Annotated in this window: 22 protein-coding genes; 9 read left to right on the top strand and 13 right to left on the bottom strand. The window is 58.6% G+C overall.

Annotated features, from left to right (window positions below; genetic code table 11):
- Positions 1-8: 8 nt before the first annotated feature.
- The 6 genes from P3T20_RS28615 to P3T20_RS28590 all read right to left on the bottom strand — a co-directional run bounded on the left by P3T20_RS28615 (position 9) and on the right by P3T20_RS28590 (position 5,976).
- A complete protein-coding gene (locus tag P3T20_RS28615; protein WP_074267966.1) occupies positions 9-1,112 on the bottom strand; it encodes a sugar ABC transporter substrate-binding protein in 1,104 nt (367 codons plus the stop codon).
- Between the two features lie 77 nt (positions 1,113-1,189).
- Positions 1,190-1,846: a class II aldolase/adducin family protein gene (locus P3T20_RS28610; RefSeq protein WP_429288544.1), complete on the bottom strand. Its 657-nt coding sequence runs from the start codon at positions 1,844-1,846 to the stop codon at positions 1,190-1,192.
- On the bottom strand, positions 1,843-2,922 hold the full coding sequence (gene mtnA / locus P3T20_RS28605; protein WP_429288543.1) for an S-methyl-5-thioribose-1-phosphate isomerase: 1,080 nt from the start codon (positions 2,920-2,922) through the stop codon (positions 1,843-1,845). Before mtnA ends, P3T20_RS28610 begins: the two co-directional genes overlap by 4 nt.
- Positions 2,923-2,966: 44 nt before the next feature.
- The gene (gene mtnK, locus P3T20_RS28600; RefSeq protein WP_429288542.1) at positions 2,967-4,223 is read right to left on the bottom strand and encodes an S-methyl-5-thioribose kinase; all 1,257 of its coding nucleotides are present in this window, start codon (positions 4,221-4,223) and stop codon (positions 2,967-2,969) included.
- A 39-nt stretch (positions 4,224-4,262) separates the two neighbouring features.
- The gene (locus P3T20_RS28595) at positions 4,263-4,958 is read right to left on the bottom strand and encodes a GntR family transcriptional regulator (protein ID WP_254368998.1); all 696 of its coding nucleotides are present in this window, start codon (positions 4,956-4,958) and stop codon (positions 4,263-4,265) included.
- An 88-nt stretch (positions 4,959-5,046) separates the two neighbouring features.
- On the bottom strand, positions 5,047-5,976 hold the full coding sequence (locus tag P3T20_RS28590) for a LysR family transcriptional regulator (RefSeq protein WP_429288541.1): 930 nt from the start codon (positions 5,974-5,976) through the stop codon (positions 5,047-5,049).
- A 163-nt stretch (positions 5,977-6,139) separates the two neighbouring features.
- On the opposite strand from P3T20_RS28590, the gene P3T20_RS28585 reads away from it, so the two are divergent.
- Both P3T20_RS28585 and P3T20_RS28580 read left to right on the top strand, forming a co-directional pair.
- The gene (locus P3T20_RS28585; RefSeq protein WP_429288540.1) at positions 6,140-7,543 is read left to right on the top strand and encodes an MFS transporter; all 1,404 of its coding nucleotides are present in this window, start codon (positions 6,140-6,142) and stop codon (positions 7,541-7,543) included.
- Between the two features lie 27 nt (positions 7,544-7,570).
- Positions 7,571-8,650 (top strand): isocitrate/isopropylmalate dehydrogenase family protein, encoded by a 1,080-nt coding sequence (locus P3T20_RS28580; RefSeq protein ID WP_429288539.1) that lies wholly within the window; start codon positions 7,571-7,573, stop codon positions 8,648-8,650.
- Between the two features lie 50 nt (positions 8,651-8,700).
- On the opposite strand, the gene P3T20_RS28575 is transcribed toward P3T20_RS28580, so the two are convergent.
- Together P3T20_RS28575 and P3T20_RS28570 are read right to left on the bottom strand one after the other, a co-directional pair.
- Complete coding sequence (locus P3T20_RS28575) at positions 8,701-9,057, bottom strand: cupin domain-containing protein (protein ID WP_429288538.1); 357 nt, start codon at positions 9,055-9,057, stop codon at positions 8,701-8,703.
- A gap of 187 nt (positions 9,058-9,244) precedes the next feature.
- Positions 9,245-10,186, bottom strand: coding sequence for an aromatic alcohol reductase (locus P3T20_RS28570; protein ID WP_429288537.1), 942 nt, complete (start codon positions 10,184-10,186; stop codon positions 9,245-9,247).
- A 319-nt stretch (positions 10,187-10,505) separates the two neighbouring features.
- Here P3T20_RS28570 and P3T20_RS28565 point away from each other — a divergent pair, with 319 nt between their 5' ends.
- Positions 10,506-11,390, top strand: coding sequence for a LysR family transcriptional regulator (locus P3T20_RS28565; RefSeq protein ID WP_429288536.1), 885 nt, complete (start codon positions 10,506-10,508; stop codon positions 11,388-11,390).
- A gap of 347 nt (positions 11,391-11,737) precedes the next feature.
- Here the strand turns inward: P3T20_RS28565 and P3T20_RS28560 are convergent, their stop codons facing one another.
- Entirely contained in the window at positions 11,738-12,196 is a 459-nt protein-coding gene (locus tag P3T20_RS28560) for a hypothetical protein (RefSeq protein ID WP_429288535.1), read from the bottom strand.
- 471 nt (positions 12,197-12,667) lie between these two features.
- Between P3T20_RS28560 and P3T20_RS28555 the strand changes: the two genes are divergently transcribed.
- The 3 genes from P3T20_RS28555 (at position 12,668) to P3T20_RS28545 (ending at position 16,307) form a co-directional block, all read left to right on the top strand.
- Positions 12,668-13,819: an aminoacyl--tRNA ligase-related protein gene (locus P3T20_RS28555; protein WP_429288534.1), complete on the top strand. Its 1,152-nt coding sequence runs from the start codon at positions 12,668-12,670 to the stop codon at positions 13,817-13,819.
- Positions 13,820-14,202: 383 nt separating this feature from the next.
- Positions 14,203-15,918, top strand: a complete 1,716-nt coding sequence (locus P3T20_RS28550) for a methyl-accepting chemotaxis protein (RefSeq protein ID WP_429288533.1) — start codon at positions 14,203-14,205, stop codon at positions 15,916-15,918.
- Positions 15,919-15,932: 14 nt separating this feature from the next.
- Positions 15,933-16,307 (top strand): hypothetical protein, encoded by a 375-nt coding sequence (locus P3T20_RS28545; protein WP_429288532.1) that lies wholly within the window; start codon positions 15,933-15,935, stop codon positions 16,305-16,307.
- Positions 16,308-16,365: 58 nt separating this feature from the next.
- Here P3T20_RS28545 and P3T20_RS28540 read toward each other — a convergent pair whose 3' ends face one another.
- Positions 16,366-17,250: a LysR family transcriptional regulator gene (locus P3T20_RS28540; RefSeq protein ID WP_074267954.1), complete on the bottom strand. Its 885-nt coding sequence runs from the start codon at positions 17,248-17,250 to the stop codon at positions 16,366-16,368.
- A 126-nt stretch (positions 17,251-17,376) separates the two neighbouring features.
- On the opposite strand from P3T20_RS28540, the gene argC reads away from it, so the two are divergent.
- Entirely contained in the window at positions 17,377-18,303 is a 927-nt protein-coding gene (argC, locus tag P3T20_RS28535) for an N-acetyl-gamma-glutamyl-phosphate reductase (RefSeq protein ID WP_429288531.1), read from the top strand.
- 38 nt (positions 18,304-18,341) lie between these two features.
- Here argC and P3T20_RS28530 read toward each other — a convergent pair whose 3' ends face one another.
- Positions 18,342-19,118 carry an SDR family oxidoreductase gene (locus tag P3T20_RS28530; protein WP_429288530.1) on the bottom strand — a complete coding sequence of 259 codons (777 nt, stop codon included), beginning with the start codon at positions 19,116-19,118 and terminating at the stop codon, positions 18,342-18,344.
- A gap of 103 nt (positions 19,119-19,221) precedes the next feature.
- Here P3T20_RS28530 and P3T20_RS28525 point away from each other — a divergent pair, with 103 nt between their 5' ends.
- Both P3T20_RS28525 and P3T20_RS28520 read left to right on the top strand, forming a co-directional pair.
- The gene (locus P3T20_RS28525) at positions 19,222-19,653 is read left to right on the top strand and encodes a winged helix-turn-helix transcriptional regulator (RefSeq protein ID WP_122156501.1); all 432 of its coding nucleotides are present in this window, start codon (positions 19,222-19,224) and stop codon (positions 19,651-19,653) included.
- A gap of 471 nt (positions 19,654-20,124) precedes the next feature.
- Positions 20,125-21,162 (top strand): DUF3466 family protein, encoded by a 1,038-nt coding sequence (locus tag P3T20_RS28520; protein ID WP_429288529.1) that lies wholly within the window; start codon positions 20,125-20,127, stop codon positions 21,160-21,162.
- A gap of 229 nt (positions 21,163-21,391) precedes the next feature.
- On the opposite strand, the gene P3T20_RS28515 is transcribed toward P3T20_RS28520, so the two are convergent.
- Positions 21,392-21,766 (bottom strand): cupin domain-containing protein, encoded by a 375-nt coding sequence (locus tag P3T20_RS28515; protein ID WP_429288528.1) that lies wholly within the window; start codon positions 21,764-21,766, stop codon positions 21,392-21,394.
- A 24-nt stretch (positions 21,767-21,790) separates the two neighbouring features.
- Positions 21,791-22,129: a DnaJ family domain-containing protein gene (locus tag P3T20_RS28510; protein ID WP_429288527.1), complete on the bottom strand. Its 339-nt coding sequence runs from the start codon at positions 22,127-22,129 to the stop codon at positions 21,791-21,793.
- Positions 22,130-22,471: the final 342 nt, after the last annotated feature.

Raw genomic sequence — 22,471 nt, 5'->3', positions numbered from 1 at the left:
TTTACAGATTACTGGCTAACCTGCAGCGACCAGAGGCCGTACTTCTTGGTTTCATCGGAGTCGATATTCGACTTGTCGATCAGCAGGGTCGGCCATGCGTAGTTCGCCGGCACGTCCTTCTTCGCTTCGTAGTCCGTGATGAAGCTCAGCGCCTTGGCCGCCATTTCGATCGGGTTCTGCGAGATCGTGGCGTCCTGCTTGCCTGCGCGAATCGCCGACAAGGCCTGCGCCGTGCCGTCCGCGCCGATCACCATGATGTGATCCTTGTCGCCGAGCGGCTTGTAGCGGTTCGCGTTGTCGATCGCCTTTTCCGCACCTACCGTGTTGTCGTCGTTCGCACCGAACACAGCGTCGATCTGCGGGAATTTCTGCAGAATGTCCGTCATGGCATTAAGCGACTTCTCCTGGTCAAACGCGCCTTCCTGGCGTGCCACGATCTTGATGTCCGGATACTTCGCCATCTCGTCGGAGAAGCCTTTCTCGCGATCCGTTGCGGCAGTCGTGCCGACAAGGCCGATCAGGTCGACTACATTGCCCTTCGGCGAGCCGTAACGCGCCTTCAGTTGATCCGCGATCCACTTCGCGCCTGTCGCGCCGAGGGCCACGTTATCCGACGCCACGAACGAGGTCACCTTGCCGCCGTCCGAGCCGCGATCGAGCATAAACACGGGAATACCCATGCTATTGGCTTTTTCTACGGCCGGAATGATTGCCTTCGAGTCGATCGGGTTCAGCACTAGTGCATTCACGCCCTGGCTCAGTAGGTTGATCGCGTCATTGACCTGCTGCTGTGCGTCGCCGTTCGCGTTGGTCTGTACGAGGTCGAAGCCCTGATCTTTAGAACCCTTCTCCACACCCAGCTTCAGGCCGACGAAGAACGCGTTGTTGAGCGTGGACACCGAGAAACCGATCTTCGTCTTGCCACCCGCTGCGGGTGCCGCACTTGCCACTGCCGGTGCGCTTGCGCCCGCGTCGCTCGCCGCCGTGCCCGAAGACGACGGCGATTCGCTCTTCGAACAGCCTGCCAGCACTGTAGCCGCACACAGGACCACCGTTCCCGCCGTGGCGCCGAGCTTGCCCCATGCATCGAATCTTCCTGAATTCCAAGCCATGTCTGTCTCCGTTTTTCACGTTATTAAGGCGGTTTTGCTACGCGTTGCAGATGTAGCGTGCGATGCAACGATCAGTTCTACTGCGTTCTCTTCGGACCATAACTTCTGAACTTCTCTACGACGATCTGCATCTCTTCGTCGGGTAGCACGGGCGGCGTACCAAGCTGGCAAGCCAGCAGGTACTGCTTCGCCAGCACTTCGACCTCATGCGCGAGCCACAACGCACGCGCAAGATCGGGGCCGAGCGCGATCACGCCATGATGCGCAAGCAGACAGGCGCTGCGTCCCTGCAGGGCGGCGACGGCATGATCGGAGAGCGCCTGGCTGCCGAAGGTCGCATACGGTGCGCAGCGAATGGAGTTGCCGCCAGCCGCTGCGACCATGTAGTGATGAGCGGGAATATCGCGGCCGTGAATGGCAATCGCGGTGGCCGCTGCCGAATGCGTATGGACGATCGCATGCGCGTCCGGCCGCGAGTGCAATATGTCTCGATGAAAGCGCCACTCCGACGAGGGTCTGGCCTGATCGAGCACCGGCGACGGTTCCTTGATGTCCATCGGCAACCAGACAATCCCGCTTGCCCGCAACTGCGCGGCCGGAACACCGCTTGGCGTGATCAGAAAGCCGTCGAGCCAGCGCGCGCTCACATTGCCGGAGGTCCCCTGGTTGATGCCCAGGCGCTCCATTTCGCGCACGGTAACGACGATCTGTTCGCGCAAAGCGTTTTCGCTCATGCCGCGTCTCCTTCCATGGCGAACAGCGTTGCAAGGTTTCGCGCAAAGGGCGCCTTCACGATGCCGCGCTCCGTGATAAAGCCGGTCACCAGCTCGTGCGGCGTCACATCGAATGCGGGATTGCTAACCTTCATATTGGCTGGTGCGATACGCTGACCATAGAGGTGCGTGACTTCATCGTCACGGCGTTGTTCAATCACGATGGCGTCGCCCGTTGCCGTGTGCAGGTCCAGCGTGGAGGACGGACAGGCCACGTAGAACGGGATGTCGAAATGCCGCGAGACGATCGCCAGCGCCAGCGTGCCGATCTTGTTGGCGAAATCGCCGTTAGCCGCAACACGATCCGTCCCGACGATCACCACGTCAACGAGTCCGCGCGCCATGAGCGAGGCCGCCATGCTGTCGGTGATCAGCGTCACGTCTACACCAGCCTGCTGCAACTCATAGGCCGTGAGGCGCGCGCCTTGCAACAGAGGGCGGGTCTCGTCGGCGTAGACGCGGAATTTCGTACCTGCGGCGTGCGCCATGTAGATCGGAGCGGTTGCCGTGCCCAGGCCAGTCGTGGCGAGCGCCCCCGCATTGCAATGGGTCAACACCCCGCAACCTTCGGTGATCAGCGGCAAGCCGTGTTCGCCGATGCCTTCGCACAGCGCGCGGTCTTCGTCGTGGATTGCGACGGCTTCATCGATCAATACGCGTAGCAGCGATGCCGTTTCGCTCGCAGGCGACGCCTGCGCCGCCTGAAGCATGCGTCTGAGGCTCCAGCTAAGATTCACCGCCGTGGGCCGCGCGCTGTCGAGATACGCCGCCTGCTTCGCCAGATGCGCGCGAAACTCGGCTATTGGCAGATGCAGGCTCGTGCGCATTGCCACGCACAATCCATACGCTGCAGCGACGCCAATAGCCGGTGCACCGCGCACCCGCAGCTCGTGAATGGCGCGCCAGACTTCCTCGGCTGTCGTCAGTTTTTCAACGACGGTTTCATGCGGCAAACGTGTTTGATCGAGGATCGACAAGCCGTCGTTTTCCCATGCGATGGTCGCGGGAAGGTTAGAAATGGACGGCGTGGAAACCATGTGTGCTCCTTAGGCATCACGGGTTGAAACGGAATGGGCGCGGGTCATGAGGCAGATCCAATCTCCCGCGCAAGACCAATGACGTCTTCTACACCTGTCAGCGAGGCGCGTTGGATTAGCAGCGTTTCCGCACACTGCAGGCAGCGCACTTCGATCGCGGCGCGGGCAATATCATCAGGAATACGCGTGATCTCTGCCACTTTTGCCATGCCGACAATGCGCCGGATCATCTTGCATCCTGCAAAGCCGAGCGTGTCCGCAAAGAGTTGTTGCATGAAGCGCGTCCTGAACGCATCGGCGCATACGCGACTCGGGTCGTTGCCGATGAAATGCGTCTTGCTGCGCCCTTCGTGATCGCGCCAAAGCGCCTGGAATTTTGCCGAGAAGCCTGACCAGATGTCGCGCACCTGATCGAGCAACCACGCCTGATACGGTTCCGGCGATGCGCCGTTGACGCGGCCATGCCAGTCGCGCGAGAAATAGGCCAGCAGCAGGTTGGCGATGATCGCGCCGACGTCGAACGCCATAGGTCCGTAGAAAGCGAACTCGGGATCAATCACGTAGGTCTCGTCTTCATTGACCATGATCGAACCGGTGTGCAGGTCGCCATGAATCAGCGTCTCGGCACGGTTCATGAATGCCCACTTCATCTCGCCAACCGCGGTGCGCAATTCGGGCGTGTACCGCAACCGGTCAATGGCCGCGCGTGGCAACGCCGCGCTATAGACGTTCGAAGAATGGTCCTCGAACGGATACGTAAATACGAGATCTTCAGTGATCCTGCATAGTTCGCTATTGACCGCAGCGGCCATGGCCTGCTTCTTGATGTCGGGCGCGAGAAAAAGATCCGAGCCGAAAAACAACGTATTGGCGAGAAACGTGGAGAGATGGTCGGCGAGCTTTGGATACAGCACGCCATTCATTAACCCCTGGCGCAGAATGCAATGCGACGACAGCCGCTGCATCACCATCAGGAAGAGTTCGCTGTCGGCATGGTAGACCTTCGGCACGTGCTCCGGGCATAGCGCACCGAAGCGCCGGAGCGCTGCAACCTCGCGCTCGAGCCGCTCGCGCGTGAGCGGCCAGGTCTTGCCTACAAGCCGTAGAAACGGCGGGGCCTGCTTGACCACCACGCTCTTTGCCGGCGTCCTCGCATTGCTCGCGAAGTAGACGTAGTTCAGGTTGCCGTCGCCGACTTCGGCAATATCCAGCTCAGCCGGCTCGCCGAGCAGCTTGTGTACAACAGGAATGCCTCGCAGATACGCCGACAGCTCGGACGCATTCAACGCCTCAAATTCCATAGTGCCTCCTCCGCGATCGACCCAACCGCGCGCCCGCTATCAGTGACGCTTGCGTACCAGGTCGAACTTGAAGATGCTCGTGTTGTAATAGTCGTTGCTATAGCAAAGCGGCTCGCCGCTTTGATCAAAATCCACTTCGTCCAGCAACAGGAACAGCCCAAAGCCGTCGCCCAGTTCGGGCAGATCGCGCGGTGTCAGGATGGTCGGCTGGATCGATGAATGCGTATGCGAGAGTCGCCTCCCGGTACGGTAGAACATGGCGAACAGCGATTCGCCTAGCTCGCCGTTCGCGGCATCGAACACCTGCTTCGGAACGATGTCGATGCAGTACGCCGCCACGGCATCATCAGCCCTTCTGACCCGCTCGATCCGTACACACGGATCACCCGGTTTCAGTCCCAGCTTTTCGGCCAGACTTTCCGATGCCTCGATGTGCTCAATCTGCAGACGACTGGTGGACGGCACCGCGCCGACGCTCTTGATCATATCGGTCACAGACATCAGATCATCGAGACCGCCCTGCAATTTCAACGAAACTTGTCTGATGAAGGTACCTCGACCCTGCACACGCGAAAGCAGCCCGTGCGAGATCATCTGCGCCACGGCTTCACGCAAGCTCGAGCGTCCCACGCCCAGCAATTCGCAAAGCTCGATCTCCGTAGGGATCTGATCGCCCGGCTTCAGGCCCTTCTCGCGAATCATCGCAAGAAGCGAGTCCTGAATCTTGTCGCTCATCGATCGTTCTACGCTCAGGCGCATACGCAGGCCCATCCGTTGCTTTTTTTTAAAGAATACATCAGACGTCTGATGTTTTTCTCAGGATTTACCCTGGCTGACGCAGCCAGGGCGCGTCGGCAAGCCGGCCTTCAATGAACTCCTTGAGCAGTCTGACCCGTTCCGGCAAATGCGGCCGGTACGGCGCAATCCACTGAACGTCGGAGTCCAGCTTCGCGTAGTCACGCAACACGTGAGTCAGGCTCCCGCTCTGAATGTGCGCGTAGACATCCCAGTACGGACGAAGCGCGATCCCTGCCCCACTCAGTGCCCAGTCACGCAACGCCTCGCCGTTGTTGCTGGAAAGCGGGCCCGAAACGCGCACGTCGATGGTCGACTCCTCGGCGCCCGGCGGCGATACACGATTCAGGCGCCACACGTACGACGGCATGTCGCGCTCGAGCATCAACAGGCACGTATGGCGCGAAAGATCAGCGGGCGTCTGCGGCATGCCCGCACGCTGCAGATAGTCGGGCGCCGCGACAATCACACGGTTGTTCTGCGCCAGAGTGTGGATGATCCATTGCGTGGACAGGGGGCGCCACAGCCACACCGCAGCATCGAAACCCTCCGCCTGGAGATCGGGCAACGTGTTCCGGAGATGCAGTTCGATCCGAACGGATGGATACAGGCGCGAAAATGCGTCGATGACCGGTGCCATCCACTGTCGACCAAAGCCGACGTTACACGCCAGCTTGATCAGACCTACCGGCGTGGTGCTGAAATCCGCAATGCGGGCCTCAAGGCTTTCAAACCCTGCAACCAGTTGCATGGCCTGCTCGCAATAGAGATCGCCTTCAGGCGTGGGCAAGACGCTACGGGTGGTCCTCCTGAAGAGACGCACGGCCAGTTGAGCTTCAATCTGCGCAAGCCGCTTGGTGATGGCTGCGCCGCTCACCCCCAAACGCCGCGCCGCGCCGATCAGACTGCCCGTTTCCCGCACCGCCAGCACCAGCATCAGGTCCGCTCGCTCCAGCATTCCTAACCTCAGGTAAATAAAGAAGTGAGCCATTATGGTATTGCAAGATCGCAATGAGGCGCCAAGAATGCATTGATGCAGCGGCGATGAATACGGCGTCGCAACAAAGTGCTGCACGGCGCGCCTAATGATGCGCAAAGCCACTATAAAGACGGAGACAAACATGGAACTCAGCTTGCCGTCAGCGCTGCGAAGTAACTACGCGATCATGGCGAGAATCGACCGGTTGCCGAGGTCGCGTCATCTGATGAAGATCGTCGCGCGAATTGCTGCGGGTGGCTGGTTCGAATTCTTCGAACTGTTTATGCCGGGCTTTATTTCGCTGGGTCTGGTGCGCTCCGGCATCTATACGATCGCCAACAAGGGCTTGCTGGATGTTCATAGCTTTGCCAGCTTTCTCGCTTCATTCTTTATCGGCATGTTTCTTAGTACTGCTGCTTTCGGCGCGGTGTCCGACCGTTTTGGACGGCGCGCGGTGTTCGTATATTCGATGATGGTCTACTCGGCTTCGCAGTTTGCGGTGGCCGTCCTCAGCGATCCGTTGCTGATCGATCTGGCGCGCTTCATAGCCGGCTTTGCCGTCGGCATGCAACTCGTGAACAACGATTGCTACGTCACGGAGCTGACGCCCCGGGCGAGCCGCGGCCGCTACATGACGACTTCGTACATCTTCGTGCTGTCGGCCATTCCAGTGGCGGCCTTGCTTGCTGCGATCCTCGTGCCGCTCGATCCGTTCGGAATCGCTGGCTGGCGGATCGTCGTGATAATCGGGTCGGCTAGCGGCCTGATTGTTTTCCTGCTGCAACGCGGTTTGCCCGAATCGCCGCGCTGGCTCGAAGTCCACGGCCGGGTGGAGGAGGCGGACCGTGTGGTACGTGAGATCGAACAGGCTGTGGAAAACGAGCGTGGCGAGCCTTTATCCGCGCCTGACCTGAGCGTGCCGGATCCGATTATCGAAAAAGGGCGATGGAGAGAAATCTTCAGCCGCTTCTATCTGCCGCGCACGATCATCGTGTCGCTGTTCCAGTTCTCGCAGACCATTGCGGTGTTCGGCTTTACCGCATTCGTGCCGGTGCTGCTCATGCATCACGGATTTTCGATCGTCCACTCGCTCAACTATTCGCTCGCGATCGTGCTGATGGCGCCGGTTGGCGCCGCCGTAGGCAGCTATTTTTCCGAACGTATCGAGCGCAAGTGGCAGCTCGTTTTATGCGCCTGTCTGATCGGCGTGGCCGGAACGTTGTTTGCCACGGGCCACAACGTGCCGCTGATTGTCTGCACGGGTGGACTGATCGCGCTTGGCAACAACTGGATGATTGCCATCTTTCACCCCTATGCGGCGGAACTCTTCCCTACGCGCATTCGTGCCCGCGCCATTGGTTTCACCTTTTGCTGGAGCCGCGTCAGTTCGGTTTTCGTCGGCTACTGGGTGGGCGATCTGATGGCCAGTTATGGTCAACGTGGCGTGTTCCTCATGATTGGCCTTGCGATGGCAGCGATCATCATTGGTATCGGCGGGTTCGGTCCGTCGACTAACGGCCGCAGCCTTGAAGAGCTTTCGCCATGAATCGTATCGATCATTAGACATCCTCATTTGAACGGAGAAAGCGGTATGAAAATAGGTATTCTGGAAGGCGACGATATTGGTCACGAGGTCGTGCCCGAGACGGTGAAAGTGATGCAAGCGGCTGCTGAGGCGACCGGTCTTGAGATCGACTGGCATCCCATTCCGATTGGCCGCAAGGCGTACGACACGCTCGGCCATACGTTGCCTCCCGGCACTCTGGAAAAACTGGAATCGCTCGACGGGTGGGTGCTCGGACCCATCGGACATATGGCTTATCCGAAAGTGCCTGAGGCAGTCAATCCGCATCCGATCTTGCGCAAACACTTCGATCTGTTTGCGAATATCCGCCCTTCCCTTTCGTATGCCGGCATTGAGTCGCTGCATCAGAACGTCGATCTTGTCATCGTGCGGGAGAACAATGAGGGGTTTCAGCCAGACCGCAATGTTGTGGCCGGGTGCGGGGAATTTCGGCCTACTCATGATGTGACCATTTCGGTGCGCGTGATCACCCGCGCCGGGTCGTCGAAGGTGTTGCACGAGGCGTTCAAGCTGGCACGATCGAGACGCAAACAGGTCACCGTGGTTCATAAGGATACGGTTTTCAAGCTCGGCTGCGGCATGTTTGTTGAGGAGGCCAAGCGTATCGCGGCTGAGTATCCGGATGTGGTCATGAACGAAGCGATTGTCGATACGTTCGCGATGCGTCTCGTGATGACGCCGCAGAAATACGATGTAATCGTCACCACCAATATGTTTGGCGACATTCTTAGCGATGAGGCAGCGGGACTTGTTGGAGGTCTCGGTTTGGCGCCGGGGCTTTCAGCTGGGCCGCGACATGCGATGGCTCAGGCCACGCATGGGTCGGCCCCCGACATTGCTGGTCGCGGCATTGCAAATCCGTACGCGATGGTTATGTCTGGGCAAATGCTGCTTGATTGGCTCGGGCGCAAGCATGACGTCGCCAAAGCACGCGAAGCCGCTGTGCTGATCGAGAAAGCGGTGGGCACCGTTATGCGTGAGAAGCGTTCGCTTACGGCTGATCTGGGCGGGACCAGTAAGACCCATGAGATGGGTGACGCTATTGTGCGGGCCATTGGGCAAAACTAATCGGTGCGGAAGGGGCTTCGAGGTTTGGCCGCAAGTACCCGTCGATTCACTCAAGACGATCGCGGCCAACCCGATGGTGCTTCGCACCTGATCATCGTCGCGTTGGCCTTTTCAACCGTCAGGTTAACCGAGCGTGCGCCGTGCGGTCGCGTCCGATGACGCATACCCGCCGGCACAGTGAGCAGCTGGCCGGATTGGAGGTCGACCGATCCATCGTCGAAATCAATGGTGAGCACACCTTCAATGACGAGGAATATTTCGTCAGAATCGGGATGCAGGTGCCAGAAATATGGGCCGTCCATGACGCTCAAGTGAACATCGTGGTCGTTCACGCTGGTCAGAACCCGATTTGAGTAGCCCTGAAGTGTGCCACCCGCGAGCGCACCAATGTCGATCGGCTGGATCATGTCGTCTCCCGTGAAGCGCCGTTGGACTAACACTGCACGGCGCAGGCGCGCCGCGCTTTCCATCGTCCCAGCATAGCCCGCGGTTGAAGCGTTCTCCAAGCCAAAAATTCTCGTGAGTATGTGAGCGGAATTGACCGGTCACGGCAGAACCAAACCGGTCGGGTTCGGTTCGATGATGGCGGAATGATCAGGTAGACCTTGCAGCTTCGCTTATCACGGCGTTGCTTCGCATCCACTCCTCGAGCCCGCTGACCGCGATACCCCGTTGCGCGTTGAACGTGCTTTGCTGATCCCACGCTACACCGCGCCCTTCCGCAAAAACAACACGGTACTTCCGCAGAGAATCACCAGGTTCCTGGACCAGTTTCCGCTTCAGTTCATCCACGCTCCAGGCACTGCGAAGGACTTCCGTGCCCATCAGTCTGTCGATCGTGTCCGCCAGTTGCCGGTAAGTCACCGTGTCGCCAGCGATGTACACCACCTGGTTGGCAATTCTCGGCTCCGAGAACACAATCTCCGTGGTCAGGGCGCCAATGTCCTCCGCCGTCGTCACCGTCACCGCGTTGTCCCAACCGCCCAATGCGTTCACAGTGTTCCGGGCCAGATCCACAACACCGAACGCTGGTTCGAACAGGAAACTCGTAAACATACCGGTCGAGACAATGACCCATTCGGTCTGCACTTGCGAGCGGAGAAGATCGCGCACGTCGAGTTGTTCGTCGAACAGGTCCTGCGCGCTTCCTCTACCGATCACCTCATAGTCGACGCCGAATTGCCAGGGGAAATACCGTTTGACTCCGGCATCCAGCGCGGCTCGGGCGAGCTTGAGTTGTACACCCGGACCGCCGACAAACCCGGTGCATGAAATGACGGTATCGAACCGTCGGAAAATGGCCGCGAGCGCAGCGCCCGATTGGTCCGAAAGATCTCCTGGGACGATTTCGACGCCTAACGAGCGTAGCTCTGCCACGTCCTTCTGTTTGACGGGGTCCGTAGACTGGATGGTCGCCGGACGGAGTAGCACTGCCACGGGGATGGCGGCAGGCGCCGTTCGGCGCACCAGTGTGCGCACTACAGCCATGCCGAGCTCGCCAGCGCCTAGAACGAGAATGCCGTTGTCGTGCAACATATGCGTTACCTCTTTGAAGAAATGGAGTTGAGTAGAAGCGGAGTTCGCGACCGGACTACGTAGCACTCGCTTTGTGCTGACTGGAGAGTCGGGCCGTCGAATGATCAGGAGTGTAGGGGCGCACAGGCGCCGCATTGTTCGCCGTGGCGGAATACAGAAAGCATCCGCGGCGAATCAGCCGGCTCCACTCGCAAGCAGGACAGACTCATTGGGCGGGAACGTCCCGCGGTGACGGTATGATGGGTGTCCCTCGAGCTGCCGGTCGCGCTCTGCTGACGACCAGACCAAACGCCGACCACGTATGGACAAACTTCTGGCAATGACCACCTTTGTACGCGTCGTCGAGGCACAGAGCTTCAGCAAGGCAGCGGAGACGTTGTCGATGCCTCGATCGTCCGTCACGACAGTCATCAAGAATCTGGAGACTCATCTCGGCACGCCGCTGCTCAGGCGCAGTACCCGAACGCTCAGCCTGACCGATGCGGGCGCGCGTTACTTCGCATCGTGCCAGGCCATTCTGTCCGACATTGCGAGAGCGGAGATCGACCTCTCCTCTGACGCGATGACCCCGCGCGGGCGCGTGCGGGCAGGTATGCCGGGGCTGATCGCCCGGGCGATCGTCTTGCCGAGGCTGCCCGAGTTCGAGAAGCGCTTTCCGGACATCGAGCTGGTGCTGGGGCTCAGCGACCGACCCGCGGACCTGATCTACGACGGCATTGATTGCGTCATCCGCACTGGCGAACTGACGGACTCGACACTGGTAGCGCGTCGGCTTGGGCAACTAGGTTGGCTGACCTGCGCGTCGCCCGGCTATCTCAGGGAGCATGGCGAGCCCGATTCGGTGAGCGCGCTAGGCGCTCACCGCATAGTCAACTACATATCGAATGCGACCGGCCGTCCGCTTGACTGGCGCTTCAAGGTTGACGGTGAAGATCTTGCGATCACGATGCAAAGCCGTTTTTCCATCAACGAAACGGAAGCCTATTTGCAATGCGGTCTGGAAGGCCTGGGGCTGATCCAGATATCACGATTCGCAGCATCTCCCTACCTGCAAACCGGACGGCTCAAGGAAGTGCTGGCTGACGTGCGATGCACGCCGGTACCGATTTCCATTGTCTATCCACTTGGCCGGAATGCAAGCGCCGCGATCAAGGCATTTGTCGATTGGATCGTCGAGATCGCGACGACAGCTTCGTTTCAATGACGTGTAGTCCGAAGCACTATCAGGAAACGGGTGTGCGGATGATCGAAACACCCTTCTGCCTTGCGATGCCTCGTTAGTCGCCGCCTTGGTAAAGTTCACGCATCTGCGCTGCCTGGCCATTTTTCTGAGAATCTTCCAGTTCACGCATCACTTGCTCGCGTGCAGCAACTCGATGTTCGGGAAGAGCTCCCTGAGGAGAAGCTCCAATCCGGCTCTGAAGAGCTCGTGATCATCGACGATCAGTACGCGCATTTCATCGTCTCCCACGACCGCATTCAAGGCGAGCGGCAATTACACAGCGGACGATGCTACATCTGTAGCAATCATCCGCTGTGTTCAAATCGATTTCATCTGACCGGTTCAATCTTGAAGGCATCGACCGCGACACCAAGGTCTACACCCTCCCCGCTGCCGCTCAACGCCATCGACGTCGTTCCCTTCGTCAGCACCTGGGCAGTACCGCTATTCCCCACGCCGGCCGAAGCACCAGCCTGCGCATAGCTGCCGTACACATCCCTGATGCTATAGACATTGCTGATATCGCCGTGGCCGGTGACGTGGAACTTGCCGGCCGTCAGGCCGCCGCCGTGCACGCTGATCGTGACAGCGGCCTTTTGCCCATTATCGCAAGTTACTCTGCCGTGCCCTTCGGCATGTTGATAAATCGCCGACCATCCGGACATGCTGAAGGTCAGATGGCACTTCACCGGTGCACCGGCTGCCTGAGCCGAGGTGGCGGTCAAACCAGTCAGGGCACCCACGCACAGCAACGTGGCGGCAGTCGATACAAGGGTACGCTTGCTCATAGAAGTCTCCTGGCACATGAATAAACGTTATCAAGTGTAACCATCATTCGGCGTTTCGGCAGGACTTTTCAGGCAACTCAAGGCTAAGCATGGTCAACCCGCCGCTGCCTGCAATGGAGGCGCGCAACGCTCGGCCTTGCCGCGGGGAGGACCGGGGTTGCGGCGACGCCGCGTTTCAGGCAAAGTAATATTCACCGAGAAGAGGACGCCAACCGGCGCCCCACCTCAAGCGTATCAACGCAATCAATCCTCGGTTTTTGGACAGAAACAAGACGTCATGGAATTTTTGAGGAACCTTCCGCAACGACCTCCGGTGCCCGCAGTAGCGGCCGGAGTTTGCTCGCGACCTCAAAATGCGCACAAGAAAGGCTAGTCGCCTGCGCCTTGCGTGAGACTGAACGATCCGGACGCCCCCTGCGGGCGTTTTTTATTTTCAGACCTATTTTTTCGCTGAATTTAAATCCGGAGCACATGATGAAATTCTCACAGCAGTTTTTCTCGAACAGCTTTTTTGAGCAAGACAACGACAGGCTTGAGCTGACCGACCTTGCTCGCAAGTCATGCCTTATCCACCAGGACGCTGCAGGACTTTACTCGTGGATGTCACTGGGATTGAGAGCCCAACGCCGCGTCGAAAGCATTGTGCGCGAGGAGATGGACCGAGCCGGGTTCTGCGAAATGCAGATGAGCCTTCTGCAGGACGCCGACCTGTGGCGGCAAAGCGGGCGGATAGACGTCTATGGCGACGAGCTGATGAGGTTGACCAACCGGACCGGCCGTCTATTTTGTCTGGGTGCGACGTGCGAGGAACTGGCCACCAACATGGTCAAAACTCACTACAACAAGACAGACATGAGCGTGGGCCTCTATCAGTTTGGCAACAAGTACCGTGACGAGTTAAGGACGCGAGGCGGATTAGCGCGGGCCAAAGAATTCATCATGAAAGACGCCTATACATTCAACGCTACGGAGGAAGGCGCACGGAAGGCGTATGAGGCCGTTCGCGAAGCATATATCCGCATCTTCCGCCGCCTGCAGCTGGACGTCGTCATAAAGTCTTCCGACAACGGGGAAATTGGTGGCCGAAGTTCGGAGGAGTTTCACCTTTTCAGTGAGCTGGGCGAGGACGAAACCGACGGACGCAAATCGCTTGAGTGTGCCCACATTTTCGACCTTGGCGACCGCTACTCGAAGGCTATGGGACTAGTCAACGCCAAAGGCGAGTTCGTCAAAATGGGCTGCTTCGGAGTAGGTATCTCGCGTCTGGCAATGCTCCTGCTCAACCGTCAGCGCGACGAGCGAGGATTCTGGGGCAGCGAGTCGTTCAATACTTTCGACGTCGTGCTGACGGTCATCGATTGGGACCGCCAGGCGCACCAGGAGGCAGCCGAGGCAATGCGGCGCGATCTGCAGGCGAGAGGACTGAGCGTGCTCGTGGATGACCGCCAGGCGCAAGCTGGCAAAAAGCTCGCCGACGCTGAGCTGATCGCCTGCCGGCAACGCGTGGTAATCGGCAAAAACGCAATCTCCTCCGGCCGCTTCGAGTGGATGAACCGACGAACGATGGCGCGCGAAACCGCGACGGCAGGAGAAGTCGCGGATCTTTGCGCGAGACAGCTCTAGCAACACGAGCCGCGAATCGCTACCAACGTCGCTTCCATGAACCGGCGGAAGTCCTCGTGCACGAATCGCGAGATAAACAATCCGTCGGGCAAACCCCCGGGCGAAACTTATATTCCCAACGTATGTGCGTGCCCCGGTCGCTTCCTGAGAAGCGAAAATCCGAAAGCGCGTAGGTGACGTATCGACCCGTATCGTTCGTGAGACTCCATATCTTGAACAGAGTCGGCACTCCATCTTCCCTACAATAGCAAGGGAAGTGCTTACGAAAATTCCAATAAAAACTTACAGTAATTACCCTTATCAGGACTCGCTAATCGACTTAGCATTCACCCTTCGCGTGACATACGAATAAATTACAGACCAATGTCGAGCCGGGGTGAATTGTGAAATCAAGTGTCAGTAGTAAGCTTTTGTCCGTGGTTATCCTGCTTGTGCTTAGCATGGTGAGCTTAAGCGTGTTTTTTCTCGTCAAGCTCGACGAGTCTAACGCGCGCTCGGCCGAGATGTATGAACGAGACTTCCGCGACGTATTGACGATAGGCGAAGTGGATGGCCTTCTTACCCGATCCGACATCAATATTCTGCGCATGATCGCGATTGGTGATCCTGCGTCTATTGCGATCTGGAAGCAGGAGAACAACGACCGCTTTGCCGCAGTGGACAAGGCGCTAAACGAACTGGCTGCGCATGATGACGGCACTCAGGCCAGCGTAATCGCGAATTTGCAGAATGCCTACCAGCGCATGCAGGCCGGCATGAAACACCAGGTCGAGCGAATCGAAGCCGGCGACATCAAAGGCGGAGCGGAGGTTAACCGGCTTGAAGTTAAAGAGAATGCCAATCAGGTATTCAACATTCTGACCGCCATGAAACAGCATGTGCAATCCGCTGCTCAGGCAAAGCTCATTGACGAGCAGACGGCCGCCAGTCACCTTCGGATTATATCTATTGTGATCGTGGCCATTGTATCGCTGCTGGCCATGATCGTTGGTATTCGGGTTGTCCGCTCGGTAACGACGGCGCTGCAAACCGCGCTTGATGTCGCAAATCACATCGCGGCAGGAAAGCTCGGCAATGACATCGTCAATGTTTCGCTCGACGAATCCGGTCAACTTCTGGATGCGCTCAAGAAAATGGACCGGCAACTCAGCGATACGGTGCGCGGAATCAAGGCAACCACCGAATCGGTCACGGTGGCGTCGCGTGAAATCGCCAGCGGCAATACCGATCTCTCCGCTCGCACGGAGCAGCAGGCGAGCTCACTGGAAGAAACCGCGGCCAGCATGACGCAGTTGACCGAAACGGTGAAACAGAACGCCGACAACGCCCGCCAGGCGAATGCCTTGGCCACCCACGCTACGGACATAGCCGATGCGGGTAACGACTCGGTTCAGGCCATGGTCGGGACAATCGGGGAGATCAGCAGCAGTTCCAGCAAGATTTCCGAAATCACCGGCGTGATTGAAGGGATTGCGTTCCAGACGAATATTCTCGCGCTGAACGCTGCTGTGGAAGCAGCGCGTGCTGGCGAGCAGGGTCGAGGCTTTGCTGTCGTAGCCAGCGAGGTTCGCAGTCTGGCTCAGCGTTCGGCCGCCGCTGCCAAGGAAATCAAGGAACTGATCAGCTCTTCCGTGACGACGATCCACGAGGGTGCGCAGCAGGCAACCGAAGTCAGCGCCACCATGGGCCGGGTCAAGCAGGCGATCAAACAGGTCTCCGATATTGTCGGCGAGATCGCCGCGGCGTCCGAAGAACAAAGCCGCGGCATCGAGCAGGTGAATCAGGCCGTCAGCCAGATGGACGAAGTCACGCAACAGAACGCGGCGCTCGTCGAGCAGGCTGCCGCCGCAGCTCAATCGCTGGAAGAGCAGGCGATCAGTTTGAAGGATGCCGTGGCCGTGTTCAAGGTAGCCGATACGGGGCAATTCGCGTCACACGTCGCGACTCCGCAAAGCAAGCCTCGCCTGCCCGCTCCCAAGGCTCCCGCCGTGCGTCGTACGGAGCCACAAAAGCCGAAGGCTGCCGCCCGGGCTCCCGAGGCTGACAGGCACGCTGCTGCCGTTGGGGATACCGGGAAGGCCGACTGGGAAACATTCTGATCTGCAGATACATCATGTTCAGTCTCTTCAAAATACAGGGCGACGACGCAGACGTTGAGGCGGCCCTGGTTTCACCGGCGCAAGCGTCGCCGGTACCGGCCCCTCAGTCCGCGATAGCGAGCGACGATACGTTGCTCGATTCACTCGCGACCCTGTCAACGCTAAACGGTGTCAGTCTGCTACAACACAGCGCACGCCTTGAAATCATCAGTGGGCTGCTGGCTTCCGTGTTGACCCGCTTGCCCCTTGCGATGCGCGAAGGTGTCGCCGAGTCGTTCCGAGGCAGGGTTGAGAAGCTGATGTCTCTCAGTGACGACCGGCCGTTGCCGGAAACGTACCACTCGGCGCTGTTGACCGAGGTCAACCGGTATTTGAACGCGCTTCGGTAGGCTGGGTACGATGCCTTTATACGGGGGCCAACCCAGTCGAAGCAACAAATGACGACCGCTATCTCAATCGCAGATCCCACAACACATCAAGTACGTGTTGTGTGGAACGCTCGACATACCCTGCACGATGTGCGATGCCGAGCCGGCGCCACAACGCAGGGCGCAGAGGACGCATAACGACGCGCCTGTCGGGCAATGGAGTACTAGCCTCGTGCGGCAACAGCGCTGCGCCGTAACCCGCTGCGACCAGACTCTTGATCGCGTCGTTGTAGTTAAGCTGGATGCGCGGCGCAGGATGGTGACCAGCGCTCGCGAACCACTCCGCACTCAATCGCGAGAGACGCGTGGTGGCGTCATTCAGAATAAGCGGCTGAGCAGCAAGCCATTCCGGTGTGACCCGAGCCGGACACCGCCAATGCGCCGGCACGAAAGCCATGACAGGGTCGCGACGCCATGGCTTTATCACGAGTCCAGCCGCCGGAGGCTGAGGCAGCGCGACCAGCCCAACATCCAGTGTCCCTCCCGCCAGTCGGGTTAGCGTTTCCTGCGAAGTGAGGACCGCAACCTGAATGTCGATAGCGGGATGGTCCTGCCGCAGCACATCCAGGGCTTGCGGCAACAGATGTGCGATTGCACCGGTCGACGCACCGAGTCGCACGCGTCCTGCAAGGCCCTGCACCTGGCGTTGAACATCGTCCAATGCCTGCTCCGTATCGGCCAGCAGTCGACGCGCGCGCTCTACCAGCACCTCTCCGATCGCCGACGGCCTTACGTTTCCGCGCTTGCGTGACAGGAGCGGCGCCCCAATGCGGTCTTCGAGTTCTGCGATATGCAAGCTGACGGTCGGAGGCGCCAGGTGCAACGCACGCGCCGCATCGGCGAACGAGCCGCGGTCGGCAATGGCAACCAAGGTGCGCAAACGGTCCAGGCTGATCTCTCGCATAGCGGCGTCCTGATTCAGTAAATCTGAATGTGTACGTTATGAAATTCAACTTTTGCTATTGTATCCGCGCGTAGAAAATGATGGCTCACTCTACTTGTTACAGCCCAGCCACCGGAGTATTCACGCATGAGCTCTCCCCTTGTTTTCATCGACGGTGACCAAGGCACCACCGGGTTGCAAATTCACGAACGGCTGCGCGACCGGACCGACCTGAAACTCTTTACGCTTCCCGCTGCGGAGCGTAAGGATCCCCGGCGCCGTGCCGAGGCCATCAATGCCTGTGACATCGCCATTCTCTGCCTGCCCGACGACGCCGCGCGCAAGGCGGTAGACGCCATCGTCAATCCCGCCGTCAGAGTTATCGACGCAAGCTCCGCCCACCGCACGCACCCGGACTGGACATACGGCTTTCCAGAAATGGCTCCGGGACAGCCGGAGCGGATCGCGAACGCACACCGGGTCACCAACCCTGGTTGCTATCCGACCGGCGCGATAGGTCTGCTGCGGCCTCTGTTGCAAGCCGGACTCATACCCGGCGGTTATCCGGTCAGCATTCATGCGGTGTCCGGCTACTCCGGACGCGGGCGAGCCGGCGTGGAGGAACATGAGGGGCCGGGCGCCGTCAACACGCCCGCCTACCAGGTATATGGTCTGGAACTCGCGCATAAGCACACCCCGGAAATCCAGCGGCACGCGGAGCTCACGCAGCGGCCCTTGTTCGTCCCTGCGTATGGTGCGTTTCGCCAGGGCATCGTGCTGACGGTGCCCCTGGAGCTGCGGCTGCTGGCGCCTGGCGTCGACGGCGCCGCGTTACAAGCATGCCTCGCGCGCCACTATGACGGCATGGCCCACGTGCGCGTCTCGTCGCTGGAGGAATCGAGCTCCTTAAAGCACCTCGATCCGCAAGTGCTAAACGGTACGAACGACATGAACTTGAGTGTGTTTCTCAACCAGGAACACGGACACGTGCTGCTATCCGCCGTTTTCGATAATCTGGGCAAAGGGGCGTCGGGTGCTGCGGTTCAGAACCTGGACCTGATGCTCGCGCATTGATAGACGCCCATGGATATCGACTGCTGACGCAACTTCTCTCAGACGCTGGCCGGCTTCGGACGGCCGAGTTTTACCATTTGCCGGAACATGAAGTGCGGTGCAACGCGGCTGGCAATCTTCAATATATTGCTCACGCCTGGGCGAATTTCGAGTTTTCCAGCCTCGATACCCGCAATGGCACGCTTGGCGAGCACGCTCACACTCATGCCTTTTTCGCCCTTCATTTCCTCGGCAAACTCGCCCCGAAATAGCGGTGTTTCGGTGCCCGGCGGGGCCAATTCGACTACGGACACGCAGGTGTCGGTCAACTGCGCCCTCAGGCACTGCGTGTAGGCATGAAGCGCGGCTTTTGACGCACTGTATATCGGGGCCGCAGGAAAGGGAATAAACGCCAAACCTGATGACACGTTCACAATCAGGCTGTCGTTCTGCTTCAAGAGCAGAGGAAGGAAAGCCTGAATCATCCACATGGGTCCCTTCAGATTTCCGTCGACTTCAGCGGTCAGATCACTCAAACGATGCTGCTGCCCCAGTTTGATATTGCGCATCGTTCCCGCGTTGTTCATCAATGTGTTCAACGCTGGAAACTGGCCAGACACGGTTTCGTACAACGACTCGACACTCGTCGGATCGCTAACGTCACTTTGAAAAGCATGGAGTCCCGGCACGGCTTGCCGCGCCGCCTCCAGCCTGTCGAGATCCCGGCCGGTGACGATCACCGTGTTACCCCGAGCGGTCAATTGCCTTGCCAACTCCAGACCAATCCCGCTGGTCCCTCCCGTAATCAATATGGTTCTTCCGGTCATCTTCATCATTCACTCTCTGTTTTGTTGAGCACGAGCCTAGTTTGACCGGCATACTCTCCAAAGGGAAGAAGGCACCTGACGGTTATATACGCACCAAAAGGAGAGTGTGAAAATGAAGCGAGTCCCAGATTTCACCAAGGAACAGATCGCGGCCGCGCAGTACTACGCGAGCCTGACACCGCCGATCGATCTTGATCCTCGAATTGCTTCGTTAGTCACGGATCTCATCGGCCGAGTGGCAGACAAATGGACGATGTTGATTCTCGACGTGCTTGCTGAGAAGTCACCGCTGCGGTTCAGCCGGCTTGCCGAACTGGTTGAGGGAATCAGTCAGAAAATGCTCACCCAGACCTTGCGCGCGATGGAGCGCGATGGTCTGGTGACACGCACGGTGTATCCGGTCGTGCCGCCGAAGGTCGAATACAAACTCACAGACCTCGGGATCACATTGGGCGCTGCGTTTTGCGGAGTCTGGGTCTGGGCGGCCAACAATCTGGATGCAGTAGAGAAGGCACGTGGAGATTTTGACCAACGCCCCGCGTGAGGGATGCGCTTCGCTACATGGTTCGCCTTGCTGCTGACTTTCGCGCATTTGGCGTGAGAAGTCCAGCGAGGCGAGCGCTCTAATTCAGGCGATCGCTTAGTCTGCTATCGAGCAAAGCCACGCAATGGCAATTTCGCATTGTCATTAATTTGCCTCGCTATTTAATCAGTTGAAAAAAGGCATTCCATAGACTAGAGTGGACCGTAACTTCTACCCCGCTGTGCCGCACATAAATCGCAGTCGTTCTGACGTTGATGTCGATGTTGGTGCATATGCCTCTGAATGGTTAGGATTGCTTTTCGTGATCGCCCGGCGGTGTATGCCGTGACGCTCGCTGCCCACAGTTCTCACGAATTCCGAAATAGCACTGCATTCCTGGTATTGGCTGCGTCGTTGTCAAAATGCATTCGGCACGCTGACGGCCAGGCGGCCAATCGCGATCCAGGTTACGGCTCAGGAAAGGGGTTTGCCATGCGATCCGCATTCAAGGTAGTTAGTAGTGTGTACTATGTACGCCGCGTCCTGATTGTTTTCACCACCCTGCTCGCGGTCGCCCCATTCCAGCTTGCCTCAGCCGAAAGTCTCGTCATCAAGGATCTCGGCGCGCTCCCCGGTAGCTTCAACTCCAGCAGCGCTCTTGGGATCAACGAGCGCGCCCAGGTGGTCGGCTATTCGATCACCGCGAGCGGGAGCACGCACGCTTGTCTCTTTGAAAAAGGGGTGGTGACCGACCTGGGCACGTTCCCAGGCGGTAGCATCAGTACAGCTACCGCGATCAACAATCGTGGCCAGGTGGTCGGTTCCTCGAGCACCGCACGCGGGAACGACCACGCCTTTCTATATGAACACGGCGTGATGACCGACCTGGGTACGCTCCCCGGTGGCGACTTCAGCTCAGTTGCCGCGATCAACGAGCGCGGCCAGGTGGCCGGTTCCGCCTCCAACCTGCGCGGCTATGTGCACGCTGCCCTGTTTGAAAACGGGACAGTGACCGACCTGGGCACGCTCCCCGGTGGCACCGATAGCGGAGCTTTGGGAATCAACAATCGCGGCCAGGTGGTCGGCTATTCGTCCACCGCAGGCGGGTTCGCACACGCCTTTCTGTATGAGCACGGCGTGATGACCGACCTGGGCACGCTTCAGGATAGTGGCCTCAGCCATGCTCAGGGAATCAACGATCGCGGTCAGGTGATCGGCATATCGTCTACCGCAAGCGGGGACGTGCACGGCTTTCTGTACGAACACGGGGTGATGACCGACCTGGGCACGCTCCCCGGCCGCAGCGACAGTAACGCTTTTGGGATCAACAATCGCGGCCAGGTGGTCGGCGAGTCGGATACCGGAACCAGTCCGTACTTGCCGAACGCCTTCCTGTTTGAACACGGCGCGATGACCAACCTGGGCACGCTCCCCGGCGACAACTTCAGCGAAGCTGTCGGAATCAACGAGAGCGGCCAGATCGCGGGTAACTCCACGTTGCACGCTATTCTTTGGACGCGTGAAAAATGATCGCGGCTCGCTAGTTTTTGCTGCCTTGTCGGGACCTTTAGCAAGACGATGTTTCCCGCGCTGCGGCTCGGCTTCATGGTCGTGCCGGCGCAACCGAGGATGCGAGCCGCTATAGCGGATTCGTGCTTGGCTATGCCGGTGTGCTGGCTAAAAAGGTAGACGGGCTGTTCGCGCAGCTCGCGAAGGTGATCGGTGTTGCTTCAAAATCAGGATCTGGATCTTCTGGATCCTACGACATGCGGGATGACGGCTCCCCTATCTTGTCGTTCACCGAAGGTGAACGCAGCACCAACGACCGATGCGGCACTTCCACGCGCATGAGCTGATGTACCGTTCCCGATGGGACGCACAAAACTTCGCCCGCGGCGACATTGAATAACTCTCCGCTGACAGCGATTACCATTAGCCCTTCGAGGACAATGTAAATCTCGTCGCTCTCCCGATGAGCGTGGGCCACAGTATCCTGCCAAGACGTGGAGGTATGGTTGAAAATGACTTGCAGTCGCTCCGACTGAAATGACAGCTCATCGGTAGGGTTACGCCCACTGATTAGCGTCCAGTGATCCGAAGCCACTTCCAGCTTGCGGTGAATCGGTTTTCTCATGTCCGCTGTATCCATAAGAGGGCGCTAGCCGCCACGAGCAATGTTCTCGAGCCGTACAGATACCTTTAGTTGCAGCTCGCTGATTTCCCGCTTTAACGCCAGGGCCTCGCTACTCGATGCGTCGATTGTGGATAGCCGGGCTCGCTTATCCGCGAGGGCTTTCATCATCTCGACCTCGGCTGGCACGTATCCGGAATCTTTCAAGGCCTTGAACGCCATACGATACTCTTCCGGCGTTTCTTCGTAGCCGTCCGCGTAAGCCGTGCGTTTTCCCCAATCCTTTGCTGTTTGCAGTTCGCCGCTCTCCTGACTACGACGGATGCTTTCGGCGATTTGTTCGTCAAGCGTGCGCGGGTTCGCCATCGTCTGTTTCCTTTTTTATCATCGCGGTTTTTTTAAATGCGACCGAAAAATGTGCGGGTGATTGGTTGGATTTGAGTCAATTGCCTTGAATCTGGACTGCGTTGGTTGAGTGCAGGCTAACAGATTGTCGTCGATCTGTTACGAGGGATCAAAGTCTGTAGATGGCTGAGCAAAGGTCAATGCGGAATGCATCATAGCGGGCCTGTGCGAAGCGGTCATCCTAAGGACAGGCAACCAGTCGGTGTGCCGCACGCCTCTCCCAGAAAGAGGCCCAAAAAAGACAAAAGACCGCTGCCCGTGGGGACAGCGGTCTTTCTTAGGATAGCTGGTGAATGACCAGGC

Origin of the sequence: Paraburkholderia sp. GAS206C, from assembly GCF_050435645.1 — a bacterium.
In the GTDB taxonomy this organism is placed as follows: domain Bacteria; phylum Pseudomonadota; class Gammaproteobacteria; order Burkholderiales; family Burkholderiaceae; genus Paraburkholderia; species Paraburkholderia phenazinium_B.
This window is presented reverse-complemented; position numbering and strand designations above follow the sequence as displayed.

Bases quoted from the DNA above. Each gene is read 5' to 3' on its own strand.
- mtnA (WP_429288543.1), bottom strand. From the start codon at position 2,922: ATGGTTTCCACGCCGTCCATTTCTAACCTTCCCGCGACCATCGCATGG.
- P3T20_RS28610 (WP_429288544.1), bottom strand. From the start codon at position 1,846: ATGAGCGAAAACGCTTTGCGCGAACAGATCGTCGTTACCGTGCGCGAA.
- P3T20_RS28590 (WP_429288541.1), bottom strand. From the start codon at position 5,976: ATGCTGGAGCGAGCGGACCTGATGCTGGTGCTGGCGGTGCGGGAAACG.
- P3T20_RS28525 (WP_122156501.1), top strand. From the start codon at position 19,222: ATGAAGCGAGTCCCAGATTTCACCAAGGAACAGATCGCGGCCGCGCAG.
- P3T20_RS28575 (WP_429288538.1), bottom strand. From the start codon at position 9,057: ATGATCCAGCCGATCGACATTGGTGCGCTCGCGGGTGGCACACTTCAG.
- P3T20_RS28510 (WP_429288527.1), bottom strand. From the start codon at position 22,129: ATGGCGAACCCGCGCACGCTTGACGAACAAATCGCCGAAAGCATCCGT.
- P3T20_RS28615 (WP_074267966.1), bottom strand. From the start codon at position 1,112: ATGGCTTGGAATTCAGGAAGATTCGATGCATGGGGCAAGCTCGGCGCC.
- mtnK (WP_429288542.1), bottom strand. From the start codon at position 4,223: ATGGAATTTGAGGCGTTGAATGCGTCCGAGCTGTCGGCGTATCTGCGA.
- P3T20_RS28570 (WP_429288537.1), bottom strand. From the start codon at position 10,186: ATGTTGCACGACAACGGCATTCTCGTTCTAGGCGCTGGCGAGCTCGGC.
- P3T20_RS28515 (WP_429288528.1), bottom strand. From the start codon at position 21,766: ATGAGAAAACCGATTCACCGCAAGCTGGAAGTGGCTTCGGATCACTGG.
- P3T20_RS28565 (WP_429288536.1), top strand. From the start codon at position 10,506: ATGACCACCTTTGTACGCGTCGTCGAGGCACAGAGCTTCAGCAAGGCA.
- P3T20_RS28555 (WP_429288534.1), top strand. From the start codon at position 12,668: ATGATGAAATTCTCACAGCAGTTTTTCTCGAACAGCTTTTTTGAGCAA.
- P3T20_RS28530 (WP_429288530.1), bottom strand. From the start codon at position 19,118: ATGATGAAGATGACCGGAAGAACCATATTGATTACGGGAGGGACCAGC.
- P3T20_RS28595 (WP_254368998.1), bottom strand. From the start codon at position 4,958: ATGAGCGACAAGATTCAGGACTCGCTTCTTGCGATGATTCGCGAGAAG.
- P3T20_RS28520 (WP_429288529.1), top strand. From the start codon at position 20,125: ATGCGATCCGCATTCAAGGTAGTTAGTAGTGTGTACTATGTACGCCGC.
- P3T20_RS28585 (WP_429288540.1), top strand. From the start codon at position 6,140: ATGGAACTCAGCTTGCCGTCAGCGCTGCGAAGTAACTACGCGATCATG.
- P3T20_RS28540 (WP_074267954.1), bottom strand. From the start codon at position 17,250: ATGCGAGAGATCAGCCTGGACCGTTTGCGCACCTTGGTTGCCATTGCC.
- P3T20_RS28560 (WP_429288535.1), bottom strand. From the start codon at position 12,196: ATGAGCAAGCGTACCCTTGTATCGACTGCCGCCACGTTGCTGTGCGTG.
- P3T20_RS28545 (WP_429288532.1), top strand. From the start codon at position 15,933: ATGTTCAGTCTCTTCAAAATACAGGGCGACGACGCAGACGTTGAGGCG.
- argC (WP_429288531.1), top strand. From the start codon at position 17,377: ATGAGCTCTCCCCTTGTTTTCATCGACGGTGACCAAGGCACCACCGGG.